At 40.1% G+C, this 16189-nt stretch carries 14 protein-coding genes; 10 read left to right on the forward strand and 4 right to left on the reverse strand.

The genetic code is table 11. The features are described from left to right. Window positions 1–134: 134 nt before the first annotated feature. From tgt to BUE31_RS25675, 5 genes are all read left to right on the forward strand, one after another. Window positions 135–1265 (forward strand): tRNA guanosine(34) transglycosylase Tgt, encoded by a 1131-nt coding sequence (gene tgt, locus BUE31_RS25650; RefSeq protein WP_073406720.1) that lies wholly within the window; start codon window positions 135–137, stop codon window positions 1263–1265. Continuing rightward, entirely contained in the window at window positions 1266–2372 is a 1107-nt protein-coding gene (locus tag BUE31_RS25655; RefSeq protein WP_073406721.1) for an LptF/LptG family permease, read from the forward strand. Further along, window positions 2372–3277 (forward strand): DMT family transporter, encoded by a 906-nt coding sequence (locus BUE31_RS25660; protein ID WP_073406722.1) that lies wholly within the window; start codon window positions 2372–2374, stop codon window positions 3275–3277. Before BUE31_RS25655 ends, BUE31_RS25660 begins: the two co-directional genes overlap by 1 nt. Window positions 3278–4251: 974 nt before the next feature. Further along, window positions 4252–4530 carry a LapA family protein gene (locus tag BUE31_RS25670; protein ID WP_073406724.1) on the forward strand — a complete coding sequence of 93 codons (279 nt, stop codon included), beginning with the start codon at window positions 4252–4254 and terminating at the stop codon, window positions 4528–4530. Window positions 4531–4534: 4 nt separating this feature from the next. Continuing rightward, window positions 4535–5422: an NAD(P)-dependent oxidoreductase gene (locus BUE31_RS25675; RefSeq protein ID WP_073406725.1), complete on the forward strand. Its 888-nt coding sequence runs from the start codon at window positions 4535–4537 to the stop codon at window positions 5420–5422. 30 nt (window positions 5423–5452) lie between these two features. On the opposite strand, the gene ispE is transcribed toward BUE31_RS25675, so the two are convergent. After that, window positions 5453–6250 (reverse strand): 4-(cytidine 5'-diphospho)-2-C-methyl-D-erythritol kinase, encoded by a 798-nt coding sequence (gene ispE, locus BUE31_RS25680; RefSeq protein WP_073406726.1) that lies wholly within the window; start codon window positions 6248–6250, stop codon window positions 5453–5455. Window positions 6251–6719: 469 nt separating this feature from the next. On the opposite strand from ispE, the gene BUE31_RS25685 reads away from it, so the two are divergent. The 5 genes from BUE31_RS25685 to BUE31_RS25705 all read left to right on the forward strand — a co-directional run bounded on the left by BUE31_RS25685 (window position 6720) and on the right by BUE31_RS25705 (window position 13727). Next, on the forward strand, window positions 6720–7541 hold the full coding sequence (locus BUE31_RS25685) for a thymidylate synthase (RefSeq protein WP_073406727.1): 822 nt from the start codon (window positions 6720–6722) through the stop codon (window positions 7539–7541). Window positions 7542–7733: 192 nt separating this feature from the next. Beyond that, window positions 7734–8216: a dihydrofolate reductase gene (locus BUE31_RS25690; RefSeq protein WP_073406728.1), complete on the forward strand. Its 483-nt coding sequence runs from the start codon at window positions 7734–7736 to the stop codon at window positions 8214–8216. 264 nt (window positions 8217–8480) lie between these two features. Then, a complete protein-coding gene (gene secDF / locus BUE31_RS25695) occupies window positions 8481–11468 on the forward strand; it encodes a protein translocase subunit SecDF (RefSeq protein WP_073406729.1) in 2988 nt (995 codons plus the stop codon). Between the two features lie 82 nt (window positions 11469–11550). Continuing rightward, the gene (locus BUE31_RS25700) at window positions 11551–12864 is read left to right on the forward strand and encodes an NAD(P)/FAD-dependent oxidoreductase (protein ID WP_073406730.1); all 1314 of its coding nucleotides are present in this window, start codon (window positions 11551–11553) and stop codon (window positions 12862–12864) included. Between the two features lie 2 nt (window positions 12865–12866). Next, complete coding sequence (locus tag BUE31_RS25705) at window positions 12867–13727, forward strand: hydroxymethylglutaryl-CoA lyase (protein ID WP_234997906.1); 861 nt, start codon at window positions 12867–12869, stop codon at window positions 13725–13727. Between the two features lie 301 nt (window positions 13728–14028). On the opposite strand, the gene BUE31_RS25710 is transcribed toward BUE31_RS25705, so the two are convergent. The 3 genes from BUE31_RS25710 to fbaA form a co-directional block, all read right to left on the reverse strand. Beyond that, a complete protein-coding gene (locus BUE31_RS25710) occupies window positions 14029–14454 on the reverse strand; it encodes a GNAT family N-acetyltransferase (protein ID WP_073406731.1) in 426 nt (141 codons plus the stop codon). After that, the gene (locus tag BUE31_RS25715; protein WP_073406732.1) at window positions 14420–14917 is read right to left on the reverse strand and encodes a low affinity iron permease family protein; all 498 of its coding nucleotides are present in this window, start codon (window positions 14915–14917) and stop codon (window positions 14420–14422) included. The genes BUE31_RS25710 and BUE31_RS25715 overlap by 35 nt, the downstream gene beginning before the upstream one ends. Before the next feature lie 152 nt (window positions 14918–15069). Beyond that, complete coding sequence (gene fbaA, locus BUE31_RS25720; RefSeq protein WP_073406733.1) at window positions 15070–16149, reverse strand: class II fructose-bisphosphate aldolase; 1080 nt, start codon at window positions 16147–16149, stop codon at window positions 15070–15072. Between the last annotated feature and the right edge of the window lie 40 nt (window positions 16150–16189).

Genomic DNA, 16189 nt, shown 5'->3' on the forward strand with positions numbered 1-16189 from the left:
GTTGGAAAGTTGTAAGGTTATAAGGTTGTAATGTTAAATAAATCAAAAGATTCGCTCACATATTCATAACATTTTAACCTTACAACATTCCAGCCTTACAACATAATTAATTTACTAATTTTGCACTCGCAATAATGAAATTTAACTTAACAGCACAAGATCCGCTTTCAAAGGCCCGGGCGGGTGAGATCACTACTGATCACGGCACTATTCAAACACCTATATTTATGCCGGTTGGCACGGCTGGTACTGTAAAAGCAGTACACCAGCGCGAGCTTAAAAACGACATAGAAGCGCAGATAATTCTTGGTAATACTTACCACTTATACTTAAGACCGGGTTTAAATACGCTGGAAAGTGCAGGCGGTCTCCATAAATTTAACGGATGGGAAGGCCCTATATTAACAGATAGCGGCGGCTACCAGGTTTATTCACTAACCGAAGTACGTAAAATAAAAGAAGAAGGTGTTACTTTCCGCTCGCATATTGATGGGTCAAAACATCTTTTTACACCTGAAAATGTAATGGATATTCAGCGCATAATTGGCGCTGATATCATAATGGCCTTTGATGAATGCACACCCTACCCTTGCGAATATAATTATGCCCGGCGATCAATAGAAATGACGCATCGCTGGCTCAAACGCTGCTGCGACCGCTTTGACAGTACAGAACCAAAGTATGGTTACAGTCAAACCTTGTTTCCTATTGTGCAGGGTTCGGTGTATAAAGATCTGCGGGTAAAATCAGCAGAAGTTATAGCTTCATTTGAGCGTGAGGGGAATGCAATTGGCGGTCTTTCTGTTGGTGAACCGGCAGAAGAGATGTATGCCATGACAGAAATTGTTTGTAATATATTACCGGAGCAAAAACCGCGTTATCTAATGGGCGTTGGAACCCCCATTAATATATTGGAAAATATTGCTTTAGGAATTGATATGTTTGATTGTGTAATGCCGACGCGGAATGCCCGAAATGGTATGCTTTTTACAAAAAACGGCATTATTAACATCAAGAATGAGAAGTGGAAAAACGATTTTTCGGCTATTGAGCCGGATAGCGAACTGTTTGCCGATACGGCTTATTCAAAAGCCTATTTGCGCCATTTAATCCATTCGGGTGAGATGTTAGGTGCGCAAATAGCTACATTGCATAACTTGCATTTTTATTTATGGCTGGTTAAAGAGGCCCGTAGAAAAATCATTTCCGGCGAGTTTTATAGCTGGAAAAATGTAATGGTTAACCGTTTAGGACAAAGATTATAAATGAAGGCTATTTTAAACAGGTATTTAAAAACTATTGATTGGTATATTATTAATAAATACCTGGGCACATTTGTATTTACGCTTGGGATTTTTGTGGTGATAACGGTAGTTTTTGATATATCCGAACACCTGGATAATTTCCTTAAAAATCATTCTACTGTACAGGAGATAATATTTAAATATTACGCCGGGTTTATACCTTTTTATATGAACCTGTTATCGCCATTGATCAATTTCCTGGCGGTAATATACTTTACAGCCAAAATGGCCAATCAAACTGAAATAGTGCCGATACTAAGCGGTAAGGCCAGTTTTAATCGATTTTTGAGGCCTTATTTTGTTTGCGCCACGCTTATATTTATTGTATCGCTTTTTGCTAATATCTACCTGATCCCCTTCACCAATAACCTGAAAATCACCTTTGAAAATTCGCACCAATTTAATGGTGACGACCCTACAAAAAGTGAAGTGCACATACAACTAGACAAGCATACTTTTGTTTATGTACAATCATTTGATAATACCATACATACCGGCTACCAGTTTATATTGGAAAAATTTGATGGCGATGTGCTCAGGGAAAAGCTTGTAGCAAATACCATTGTTTACGATTCGCTTAAAAGAGTATGGACGATAAAAAACTATACGATTAAGTATGTTAATGGCCTGAAAGAGAAATATGTGGATAGTGCAGGCAAGTCAAAAGATACTGTTTTAGATATGCGGCCTGTTGATTTTATAGTTTATGACAATGTTTATACGGCAATGTCTACTAAAGATCTGAACAGGAACATTGAAAAAGAAAAGATAAGAGGAACAGGCGCATTAAAAGAAATGCTGTACGAAAAATACAGGCGTTTTGTATACCCTTTATCATCGTATGTACTCACCTTGATAGGCGTATCTATATCATCCCGTAAAGTTAGAGGAGGTATAGGACTGCCCCTCGGAATAGGCATATTTCTCTGTTTTGCCTATATTGTTATTGACCGTTTTGCATTGGTTTTTGCCGTAAAAGGTAGTATGATCCCCTTGATAGCTGTATGTATGCCTAACGGGATATTTGCTTTAGTTGGGTTATATTTACTTTCAAAAGCACCCAAATAATGACCCTGGAAAATAGCCAAACAAGCCTGAATAAAAACTTACTTATTCTTCATTTTACAGTTTTTATATGGGGCTTTACTGGCATACTTGGGGCGCTCATTTCTATATCGGCAGTAAGCCTGGTTTGGTACCGGGTGCTCATTGCATCGGGATCATTATTCCTATATTTTAAGATAAATAAAACAGCGTTAAAGATAAGCGGCAGCACCTTTTTTAAACTGGTGTTTACAGGCGCCCTGGTGGGCGGGCACTGGATTCTTTTCTTTGCTTCAATCAAACTATCAACCGTTCCGGTTACCCTTGTTTGCCTGTCATCCATCACCTTATTCACGGCAATTTTTGAACCGCTGATCAATAAAAAGAAGATCTCAAAACTCGAAATATTAGCGGGCGCATTTATCATAGCCGGGATAATTTTAATTTTTAAATTTGAAACAAAATACACTAAGGGCATAATAGCAGGCCTGGTAAGCGCAGTGTTTGCAAGCCTTTTTTCCATCATAAATTCAAGGCAGGTTAAAAAATATGAAGCGCCGGTAATCGCATTTTATGAGCTGTCCGGCGCTTTTGTCTGGATCACTATTTACCTTTTATTTACCAGTGGCTTTAACCAATCAATGGCCCTTAAAGGCGCAGATATTGGATACCTGTTTATCCTGGGAACCATCTGCACATCCCTTGCATACGTTGCCGGAGTATCTGTAATGCGCGAGCTTTCGGCATTCAGAGTAGCTCTTATTACTAACCTCGAACCCGTATATGGCATCATAATGTCGTTTGTATTTTTTAAGGATACGAACAAAATGAGCCTGGGATTTTGGGTTGGCGCAGTAATAATCCTTTCAACTATCTTCCTGTTTCCGGTTGCACAAAAACAAATAGCAAGGCGAAAAAATCGTTCTTAACGTTGTTAATTGTCTCTTCTAAAAGCTCTCCGCAAGCTTCTTATAACTTCTCAATACAGTATCTGTTTCTCCCTCAATTATTATCACTAATGTAATTTACTTACGGGGTGGGGGATAAAACACCTACGCATTATTTAGCCATTTAAGCCTGCAGAAGCCATTATCTTTTTTCGCCACCACTGGATACCACAATATAGGCTTCACTGCAACAGGGGGCAAATTTAAAAAATAACTAAGTGTATTTACAAAATATAATAAGCAGCCACCTAATCAATGGTAATTAGTCTATAATTTGCATTTTTTTCAATTAAATAAATCATAAATTAAGATTACATTATTTTAATATTTACCTTATAATCTAATACTTATACAGTTTAACAAAATTAAAAGTTTAACAAAAAGATTGTTTTATAAATTCACAAATACTAATACTTTTAGCTAATAATAACAAACAACACAAATTATCATATCAATTAATTAATAACCAATCAATTATATCATATTAAATAAAGGTATAGTTTAAACTAAGGTTCTGGATTGCATTTTTGTACTTAGTGTAACCAAAGATTAAATACAGAATTTTAAAAGTTTTAAGATTTATCGCTCATGTATGCCAAAATAAAAATGCACTGAAAATAAACATGAGTTTTAAGCAAGGAAATTGGCCGGAATTATTTCATAAAATCACCGGAGTAAATTCAATCAAAACAGAAAAGCATGATAAATACTTTTTGAATCCCGGGTGATCGTTTTGCTTTTCAGCTATCGGCCCGGTTAAAACTTTTGATAGCTTTTTAATTGACCCACCCCACCCGGGAAGCATAAAAAATACGACTTGAAAAATCAATGAATTAATGGCCTCTATTTTTGGCGAAGCAATTTTACCTTCTCTAAATTCCTTCACTGAAAATTCAACAGATTTTTATTCCACATTAAAAAACCGGATATTGTATTAAATGTTAAACTAAATCATCATGAGAATAAAAACAATTGTTATCATCGTCATCACCATACTGCTCACCATTGTGCTGATGCAAAATACCGGCCGGGTTAATTTCGATTTTTTGTGGGCCACATTCTGGATGTCGAAATTAGTTATGCTCTTTTTTGTAGCGGCCATATCCTTTGTATTGGGGGTGCTGGTTGGCCGGCCAAAAAGGGTTAAGCGCCTAGGTGGTGACTATACCGACCCAAATTTAGACAAAGGAAATCCCAATACACTAAGCGACGAGGATAAAGAATATATTAATTAGTTATATGAATAAGAGAATAGGATTTATAGGGCTCGGAAACATGGGCATCCCGATGGCAAAAAATCTAATCAGCGCAGGCTATCAATTACAAGTTTATAACCGCACCATTTCAAAAGCTGACGAGCTTGACAGTACTTCTGTAGTAGCATGCAAAACCCCTGCTGAAGCAGCCGATGGTGTGGATATAATTATCACCATGCTGTCGGAAGACGAGATAGTAAAAGAGACAGTTTTGGGAGAGCAGGGGATCCTCAAAACACTGGCAAAAAACGGCCTTCATATTTCCATGAGCACTATCTCTCCCGACACTGCGCAGCTACTTTCAAAGGAGCATAAAAATGCAGGGAGTCGCTACCTTGCCGCGCCGGTATTTGGAAGGCCCGAAGCAGCCGCTGCCAAAAAATTATGGATCTGTATTTCGGGCGATCAGCAGTCGAAAGAAATTGCAAAACCCGTGCTGGAAAATTTGGGCCAGGGTATATTTGATTTTGGCGAAGATGCCGGCGGAGCGAACGTTGTAAAGGTTGCCGGAAACTTTATGATCATGGCCTCATTGGAGATGATGGCCGAGGCTTATACCCTTGCCGAAAAGAACGGACTCGACAGATTAAAGGTCGCTGAGTTTTTCGGCGCTACCCTGTTCAATACACCGCTGTTTCAAAATTATGGAAAGCTTATTGCAGGCAAACAGTACCAGCCGGTAGGCTTCAAATCGAAATTAGGCTATAAGGACGCGCGTATTGCATTTAAACTCTCTCAGCAAGCCGAGAGTCCAATGCCTATCGTTTCGATCGTCCACAATCGCCTATTAAGCGCCGTTGCAAAAGGCTGGGGAGATACCGACTGGGTTGAAGGCGTTGGGCGCGGGGTTAGTGAGGATGCAGGCGTTTAATTTCGGAAGTCGGATGTTCGATTTCCGAAATCAATAAAACACCTGGTTATCCTCTTCCAGTCCACTTAAATCCGGTGTTTTATCAAAGATGCCAAAAACTGAGGCTCCGCTCCCGCTCATGCTGGCGTATAGGGCACCAGCTTCGTACAATGCAGCCTTTACACCTCTTATCTCAGGGTGGTCTTTAAATATAGATGCTTCAAAATCGTTTTTAATATATTTTCTCCATTCGGTAATAGGTTCATAGATCAGATCCATCAACGACTCTTTAACCGGAGCTGGTTTTACCCCGCGATAAGCTTCGGCAGTTGAGATCTGAACCGGCGGCATTACCAGGATTATTTGATATTTTGAAAGGTCAAGTCTTACGGGTTCAAATTCATCTCCTATCTCAAAAGCAAACACGGGTTTGTTCTGGATAAAAAAGGCACAGTCGGCGCCAAGCTTCCGGGCGTAGTTGATCATTTGTGCATCGGTCATCCCCAAATTGAAATTTTGATTTATGAGGCGGATAAAAAAAGCAGCATCTGATGATCCGCCGCCAAGCCCCGCTCCTATTGGAATATGTTTGTGCAAATGAATTTTAACGGGCGGCAGGTCGAAATCTTTTTTTAGCAGGTGATATCCTTTAATGCAAAGGTTATCCTCCATCCTTCCCGGGATCTCCAGGCCGGACGATTCAAAGCTTAATTCGTCGGCAACAACAATTTCCAGGGCATCCTTTATGTTTACCGGGTAAAAAATAGTTTCCAGGTTATGGTAACCATCATCCCGGCGGTTAATTACGTTAAGGCCTATGTTTATTTTTGCGTTGGGAAATGTTATCATTTGTTGGTGTTAGTTGATTGGGTTGATTAAGTTGAACAACGCCCCAGCGGCTGTATCCAATGTCATTAAGTTAAGAGAACGTTGGTTATAACTAACCACATAGCACGTCCAGTAGCCCCACCTAAATCCTCCCCGGTAGGGAGGACTTAAAAAGCGCGAAGCTAAAGTCTCCCCAACCGGTGGAGATTTAGAGGGGGCTACCACACTTTGGGGGAGAATCATATTTGTGTTACCCCTTAAATTATTGACACTGCAGGCTGCGTCCTCACTGTGTGCACCTTTTGCCGCAAAGTTATTATGTTATTTGTGATTAGGAATGATTAACAAACCTGTATTTTTGCACATTCTTAGGATAGCCAAATAAGATTATTTTTATTTGTATTTATTTCTGTTGATTGAAAAGGCGTAGGTGTTGTTGTAAGAACTTAATCAACCTAATCCAACCCAATCAACTTAATCAACTCAAAAAATGAAACAGTATCTCGACCTGATGAGCCATGTTATGGAAACCGGCGCTCAAAAACATGACCGTACCGGAACCGGAACCTTAAGTGTATTTGGTTACCAGATGCGTTTTAACCTTCAGGATGGCTTCCCGATGGTGACCACTAAAAAGCTGCACCTAAAATCTATCATTCATGAGCTGATCTGGTTTTTGAGCGGAGATACCAATATAAAATATTTAAAAGATAACGGCGTGCGCATTTGGGACGAGTGGGCTGATGCTGAAGGCAATCTTGGCCCGGTTTACGGTTACCAATGGCGATCGTGGCCAAAACCGGATGGCGGACACATTGACCAGATAACCCAGGTTGTAAATCAAATTAAAACCAATCCGGATTCACGCCGGATGATGGTGTCGGCATGGAACGTTGCTGATGTTAACCAGATGGCTTTGCCGCCATGCCATAGTCTGTTTCAATTTTATGTAGAGCCCTCCAACCCTCTGAAAGGAGAGAAACGTGGTAAACTATCTTGCCAGCTTTATCAAAGGAGTGCGGATATATTTTTAGGTGTTCCTTTTAACATTGCTTCATATGCTTTGCTTACCATGATGATGGCCCAGGTCTGCGACCTTGACTACGGCGACTTTGTTCACACGTTTGGCGATGCCCACATTTATAACAACCACCTGGAGCAGGCACAGCTGCAATTAAGCCGTGAACCACGCCCCTTGCCAACCATGAAGATCAATCCTGATGTAAAAGATATTTTTCAATTTAAGTTTGAAGATTTTGAACTGGAGAATTATGATCCGTGGCCGCATATTAAGGCGACCGTGGCAGTTTAAAAGAAATCTGCCTGACGGCATTGCGAGGAACGAAGCAAACCCTGCACATGCTAATCATGAAACGAAAAGCTATATGTTGATCAAAAGGCTTTAGCTCATGATTTGCATAAGGTCCATTGATTGTCCTGCGAAGAGATTGCTTCGTTCCTCGCAAGGACGGAATTGTTGAAACATTTATATTAATTTAATTCAATGACGATAACGATAGTAGTAGCCATTTCCGAAAACCACGCCATTGGTAAAGACAATAAATTATTATGGTATCTGCCTAAAGACCTTAAACACTTTAAAGAGATAACCACTGGCGGTACCGTAATAATGGGTCGTAAAACTTATGAGTCGGTAGGCAAACCGCTGCCTAACCGCCGCAACATTATAATTACCCGGCAAGCCATAACTATTGAAGGCTGCGAAGTGGTAAATTCAATTGAAGCTGCCATTGCTCTTTGTAAAACCGAAGAAGAAGTATTTATTGTTGGCGGGGCCGAGATCTATAAACAGGCTATGCACCTCACAGATCGGATCTATCTCACCATCGTTCACAAACAATTTGATGGCGACAGCTTTTTCCCTGAAATTGATTTGCATGAATGGAAAGAAGTTTTCCGCGAGGATCATCAGCCCGATGAGAAAAATTTATTGCCTTACTCATTCATTACCTATGAGCGGGGGTGAAAAGAGGTAAAAGGAGAAAGGTTAAAGGCAAAAGGTCAGAAATATTCCGGTTTTTTATTTAAACGAGAAAAAACTTACAACTTCGCATATATTTATCGATTCTGATAATCAAATAGTTACACAAAAAACCTTTCGCCATTTACCTTTAACCCTTAACCTTCTGAACTGTTTTAAATTAAAAATTTCATGCTTAGGAAATTTTATTAGATTTGCCGTCTTATTTAAAATGCTTATAAACTAATTAATTACATATTTTAATTCACAATGCAAGGTAAAGGGGTTGTTAAATTTTTCGCCATATTGATGGCTGTTGTATGTATATACCAGCTTTCATTTACTTGGGTCGCCCATAAAGTTGAAAATGATGCGCAGGTGTACGCAAAAGGTGATACCGCAAAAGTAACGGCGTACCTGGATTCAATTTCAACACAACCGGTGTATCCGCTTTTAAAGCACAATTTTCAATACGTTAAACAAAGGGAGCTTGCCCTTGGTTTGGACCTTAAGGGTGGTATGAGTGTAACCATGCAGATCTCGTTGAACGAACTGGTAAAAAAATTATCAAATAACAACCAGGATCCGGCATTTAACCAGGCATTGGCTGCAGCTACAGTTGATGGTGTAACCAGTCAACAGGATTACATCACCTTATTTGTTAATGAGTACGAAAAGATCAATCCTAATGGAAAGCTTGCCGCCATCTTTTCAACCAAAGACAACCAGGATCACATTAAGTTTAATGCAAGCAACAGCGAAGTTCAAAGCTACCTGAAAGATCAGGCAAGCGTGGCTGTGCAACAATCATACACCATTTTAAATACCCGTATTGACCAGTTTGGTGTTGCTAATGCCAACATCCAATTACAAAAAGGTAGTGACCGCATCTTAATTGAGCTGCCGGGTGTAAAAGAACCTGAACGTGTTCGTAAACTTTTATCAGGTACGGCAAAACTGGAATTTTATCAAACTTATGATAACAGCCAGGTTTACCCGCTGCTGACTAATATAAACGGTTTAATTGCAGCAAAAATAAAGGCATCTAAAAAAGATACTACAAAAGCAGTAAAAGCAACAGATGCTAAAACAACTGCTGCTGTAAAAGCAGACACCTCTAAAAAGGGAGCTGCTTTATCATTACTGAACAAGGTTCAGAAAAATGCCGGTAAAGATACATCAGCCTTAGGTGCAAAATCACAGTTTGCTGATCAGTACCCGCTGTTCACTGTTTTAAAGCCACAGATGTACCAGGGACAAAACGGACAAGGTGAACTTGCGCGCGGCCCTATTGTTGGCCGTGCTGAAGCGAAAGATACTACACAGGTTAACAAATACCTGCGCAGCCCCGAGGTTAGAACTGTAATACCACAAAGCATGAAATTCCTTTGGTCAGTAAAACCACAGGACAAAACAAAAATATTTGAGCTGTACGCTATAAAATTAGTTGGCGCTGAAAACGGGCCTGTGCTTGCAGGTGATGTGATTAATGATGCCCATAATGATGTTGACCAAAAAGGCAGCCCTGAAGTTGTTATGGTTATGAACTCAGATGGGGCTCAAAAATGGCGTACCGTAACTGCTGAAGCTGCTGCTGATGTAAACAATAAACAATCAATAGCCATTGTGCTGGATGATAACGTTTATTCAGCTCCGGTTGTACAAAACGAAATAGCTGGCGGGATTTCTTCAATTTCAGGGAACTTTACCGTTGAAGAAGCAAAAGATTTAGCCAACGTATTAAAAGCAGGCCGCTTACCTGCTCCGGCACATATTGTTGCTGAAGCTGTGGTTGGCCCGTCATTGGGTCAGGAATCCATCAATGCAGGCTTGCTATCAAGTCTTGTAGGCTTGTTGGTAGTGCTGGTATTCATGATAGCTTATTACAATCGTGCCGGTACAGTAGCTGTTGTGGCGGTTGTAATTAACATCTTCTTTTTAATGGGTGTATTAACCAGCCTTGGGGCTGTGTTAACCATGCCGGGTGTTGCGGGTATAGTGCTCACCTTAGGTATCTCGGTTGATGCTAACGTGTTGATCTATGAACGTGTGCGGGAGGAGTTGGCTTTGGGTAAATCTTTAAGGATTGCCGTTGCCGATGGATTCAAACATGCGTTGTCATCTATTCTCGATTCAAACATAAGTACTTTCTTAACCGGTTTAATCCTGTTTACTTTCGGTACAGGGCCTATCCAGGGTTTTGCAATCACTTTAATGATAGGTATTGCTACTTCACTGTTCTGCTCATTGCTAATATCAAGGCTGATATTTGAATACATGCTTGAAAAAGGTTGGGATATTAAATTCTCAAACCCATGGAGTTCACATACCTTCAAAAATGCTAATTACGCCTTCGTAAAAAACCGTTTCAAATTCTACATATTCTCAAGCGCTTTTATTATTGCCGGTTTTATTTCAATGGGAATACAAGGCTTTAATTATGGCGTTGACTTTGTGGGAGGCCGTACTTATGTAATGAGGTTCGCTACGAAGGACGTAAGTACCGAAACCGTACGTAAAATTGTTGATAAAAATTTAGGTGAAGGTAACGAGGTTAAAACTTTTGGTACCGACATTAGCATTACAACCAAATACCTGCGCGACAAAGATTCACCAACAGCCGATGCTGAAGTACAAACAGCTTTAATAAATGCATTAAATACCAACCCGGCAACGCATGTTACCGCGAAAAGTATAATGAATTATCAAAAAGTTGTTCCCACTATAGCAAACGGTCTTAAAAGGTCTGCCGCTTTAACGGTAATATTTGCCATCATTATTATTTCGGCTTATATATTGATCCGTTTCCGCAAATGGCAGTTTAGTTTGGGTGCGATGTTTGCAACTGCACACGATGCCTTAATGGTATTAGCATTCTTCTCTATATTTAAGGATGTGCTTCCTTTCTCGCTTGATATCGACCAGTCGTTTATTGCGGCGATATTAACGGTAATAGGTTATTCAATTAACGATACAGTTGTAGTATTTGACCGGATCCGGGAGTTCCTTAACCTGCACCATGCAAAAACTGATGATCCGAAAACAGTAATTAACGATGCGATCAATAATACGTTGAGCCGTACCATTATTACCGCTTTAACAGTGGTATTAATATTGCTGGTATTATTCATCTTCGGTGGCGATACTATCCGCGGGTTCTCGTTTGCATTGTTGATCGGTGTGTGTTTCGGTACATACTCGTCAATCTGTGTGGCAACACCGATAATCATCGACTTTGGAAAGAAAGATCTTAGATAAATAAAAAATAATTTATTGAAAGGCTCCAAAGAACATTTGGGGCCTTTTTTGTTTCATATATATTTGTAAACACAACCCTAACATGAATACAAAAGATAAAGCTAAATTTCCGCAGGTAGTAATTGTTGGAGGTGGTTTTGGCGGTCTGCAGGTTGCCACTCACCTTAAAGATAAGCCAGTGGACATATTGATGCTCGACAAGCATAATTATCACACCTTTCAACCTTTGCTGTACCAGGTAGCTACAGGCAGCCTGGAAGCCGGGTCCATAGCCTTCTCGCTGCGCAAAAATTTCGCGGGGCAAAAAAACTTCCGGTTTAACATTGCTGAGGTTTCAAAAATAAACACTGAAAAAAACACCATTGACACTTCAATCGGCGAAATTGCCTATGATTACCTGGTGATTGCAACAGGCTCAACAACCAATTTTTTTGGCAACAAGGATATTGAGCGGTTTGCCATGCCCATGAAGTCTATACCCGAAGCGCTAAACCTTCGTTACCTCATTTTGCAGAATTTAGAAGAGGCGACATTAAAAAGCACTAAGGAAGAAAAAGATCCCCTTTTATCATTTGTGCTGGTTGGTGCAGGTCCTACAGGCGTTGAGCTGGCAGGTGCGCTTGCCGAAATTCGTAATCATATTCTTACCAAAGATTATCCTGAGCTAAAAAAGGAGGATATGAAGGTTTACCTGGTTGATTTTTTGCCCAAAGTGCTTGGCCCCTTCTCAGATGAAGCATCAAAAGGTGCTTATGAGTTTTTAACTGAGATGGGTGTTGAAGTGCTGCTGAATGTAAAAGTTGACAGCTACGATGGCGACGAAATAAAGTTTGAAGGCGGAAAAACCATTCGAACCAAAAATGTGATCTGGTCTGCCGGGGTTATGGGCGAGGTTCCCGAAGGCCTGAATAAAGATCTTATAGTTAGAGGTAACAGAATAAAGGTTGATAATAATTGCAGAGTTGAAGGCACTGAAAATATTTTTGCCATAGGCGATGTAGCCGCAATGATAACGAATGAAACCCCAAAGGGCCATCCCGGAGTAGCCCAGGTTGCCATACAAATGGGAAAATATGTTGCACAAACCATTATTCAAACCCTTAACGGCGAGCCGACAAAACCTTTTAAATATTTTGATAAAGGCTCTTTGGCTACCATTGGTCGTAATAAAGCAGTGGCTGATCTGGGTAAAGTAAAATTCCAGGGATTTTTTGCCTGGCTGGTTTGGATGTTTGTACATTTGATCTCGCTTTTAGGTTTCAGAAATAAGGTAATCGTATTTATAAACTGGGTAGGCAGCTATATTAGCTTTAATGGCGGCAGCAGGCTGATCATCCGCCAGTTTAAAAGAGAGACCTTAGCTGATAAAACCAAACAAGTATCAAAACCAGATTAACTTTGACAAATTCGCCCATAAAAATAACCGAATGTCCCCGTGATGCCATGCAGGGCCTTCATCAATTCATCCCTACCGATCTTAAAGCGGCGTATATTAATCTGCTGTTGCAGGTTGGTTTTGATACCATTGACTTTGGAAGCTTTGTATCACCAAAGGCTATCCCTCAAATGCAGGATACTGCAGCGGTTTTAAGCAGGCTTGATTTAAGCAATACCAAATCAAAGCTGCTTGCTATTATTGCCAATTACCGCGGTGCCGAGGAAGCGGCAAAGCACCCTGAGATAACTTATCTTGGTTTCCCGTTTTCCATTTCTGAAACCTTTCAGCAGCGGAATACGAATTCAGGCATTAATGATTCATTTGATAACGTGAGAAGGATCCATGAGCTATGCGATAAAAATAATAAGCATCTGCTTGTTTATCTGTCCATGGGTTTTGGAAACCCTTATGGGGATGAATGGAATGAAGATATAGTATTGCAATGGGCAGAAAAGCTAATTGACGAAGGCATCCAATATATCGCGCTAGCTGATACTATCGGCATTGCCAGCCCTGAGCAGATTAGTAGCATTTACCCTTTGTTATGCAGCCAATTCCCGGATACAGAATTTGGCATTCACCTGCATTCAACACCTGATACCTGGCAGGAAAAAATTGAAGCAGCCTACAAAAGCGGATGCAGAAGCTTTGACACTACTGTTAAAGGATATGGCGGCTGCCCAATGGCAAAAGACGAGCTTACAGGTAATATCGCTACCGAAAACCTAATTGGATACCTGCAATCGCAAAACGAGCCTATAGAGCTTGATATGGGTAAATTTAGAGAGGCGATGGAATATTCTGGCAGGATATTTATTTAATTTATCCAGTTTTAATATCCGTAAAATAATAATTCAGAAGAGGCAAAAGCCGGATTTCTTAATTAACGTGAGTTTTTGATATAAGGAATAGTGGAACACGATGATTATCAACTACTTATAGCTATTTAATCTTTAATAAAAGACAAATCAACTGATAATCAGTATATTACACTCTGTTCCGGGTGTTCCGCGTGTAAAAATGGAACGCTTTGCCAGCTTGCAGATACACAAACTTGCACTTCGCCTCATCTAAAGCTACAGTTGCAGGCGGTTATTCTAAATCCAAATCGAACATCCGAAATCACCCTCTCACCATTTTAAAATGCCTTATCCCGGCTTCTTCAAACTCCGGTCCGATTTTTTCAAAACCAAACTTTTCATATAAGCTTACGGCCTGGATCTGAGCATGCATATAAATATACGTTGCATCGGCAGGCAAATCGTTTAAAACAGTTTTAACTAATACCTGCCCCACCCCCATTCCCCTGAATTTTTGCAATACGGCAAAGCGTTCCAGCTTATAGCCCTTATCAGTTTTACGCCAGCGGGATGCCCCGGCAGGCTCACCACCTACGGTAGCCAAAAAATGAGTTGATTCATCTTCAAACTCCCATTCCAGTTCGGGAGGGCAATTTTGTTCGTCTACAAATACTTCACGGCGGATGGCAAATACTTTTTCAAGATCGGCAGGGTCACTTACTTTGTTTGCTTTTACTGTTACGGGCATTTTTATATGAGTTTCGTTGCATTAAGCTATTTAGCTTATTTATATTATTCTCTTCGGCTGCATCAATTGAATGGGTGCAGGTCAAATCTCCTTCTTTTTCGGCTAATTTAGCTAATTGCACATAAAATTTATGCAAATGATCCAATTCAAGTTCGGTTAGGTCTTCAATATTTACCATACGATTACTGGTACCCTGGTGCGAAGCAATTAATTCATTCAATTTCAGATGAATTGCCTTTGAATCCTTATTCTGCGATTTCTGGATCAAAAAAACCATTAAAAAGGTAATAATGGTTGTGCCTGTATTTATTATCAACTGCCAGGTATCCGAATATTTAAAGATAGGCCCGGTAACAATCCATAAAACTATAACGCTTGCTGCTATAATGAAAGCGGCAGAACTGCCGGTTGCTATAGTGGCCCAATTGGCAAAACGTTCAAATAAATTTTTCTTTTTAGCCATGATAATTGTTTAGGTACAGAACCAAAAAAAAGCGCCAATGTTTAGAACATTAGCGCTTTTTATAGTAGTTGAATGGGTTGATTAGGTTGGATTGATTTGATTAAGTTCAGATTTTAACCAAATCAACTACTCACCAAATCAACCTGATCAACTTATAATTTGCTATTAACATCGATGCAATTTAAATCGCCAAACGCTTCAGTAAGCCTTTTAACAAAGCTTTCTTCGCCTTTACGCAACCAAACGCGCGGATCGTAATATTTTTTGTTTGGAGAATCCTCGCCGTCAGGACTGCCTATCTGGCTTTGCAGGTATCCTTCTTTTGATTTATAGTAATCTTTTATACCTTCCCAGTATGCCCATTGCATATCGGTATCAATATTCATTTTTATAGCGCCATAAGAGATTGCTTCCCTTATCTCCTCCTGGGTTGAGCCTGAGCCGCCATGGAATACAAAATTGATAGGCTTTTCAGCAGTAAGTCCGAAATGTTTTTTAACATACTCCTGAGAGTTATGTAAAATTACCGGCTGAAGCTTAACATTACCCGGTTTGTAAACACCATGCACGTTACCAAATGCTGCTGCAACAGTAAAACGCGGACTAACCTTTGAAAGCTCCTCATATGAGTAAGCAACATCTTCGGGCTGCGTATATAAACGTGAGCTGTCAACATCAGAGTTGTCAACACCATCTTCTTCACCACCTGTAACACCTAATTCAATTTCAAGCGTCATACCCATTTTTGCCATACGGGCAAGGTATTTGGCAGAGATCTCAATATTTTCATGCAATGACTCTTCAGAAAGATCAAGCATATGCGATGAGAATAATGGTTTCCCTGTTTCAGCAAAAAACTTTTCACCATGATCTAACAAACCGTCAATCCATGGCAAAAATTTCATAGCAGCATGGTCTGTATGTAATATTACAGCTATACCATAGTGCTCAGCCAATAAATGCACATGCTTTGCAGCAGAAACACCGCCAAGAATGCAAGCTTGCAGTTTTGAGTTATCTAATGATTTACCTGCATAAAACTGCGCTCCGCCATTTGATAATTGGATAATTACCGGCGAATTAACAGCTTTTGCAGTTTCCATAACCGCGTTAATGGTATTGGTACCTATTACGTTTACCGCAGGCAAAGCAAACTGGTGCTTTTTTGCTGCTTCAAATAGCTCCTGCACCTGGTCTCCGTGCAAAACGCCCTTATAATTTTTTAATTCCATTTAACTTTTAATTGGGCCCCGAAGTTAAAAAAAAATATGG

The sequence above is a fragment of the Mucilaginibacter sp. OK098 genome, assembly GCF_900142915.1.
Taxonomy (GTDB): domain Bacteria; phylum Bacteroidota; class Bacteroidia; order Sphingobacteriales; family Sphingobacteriaceae; genus Mucilaginibacter.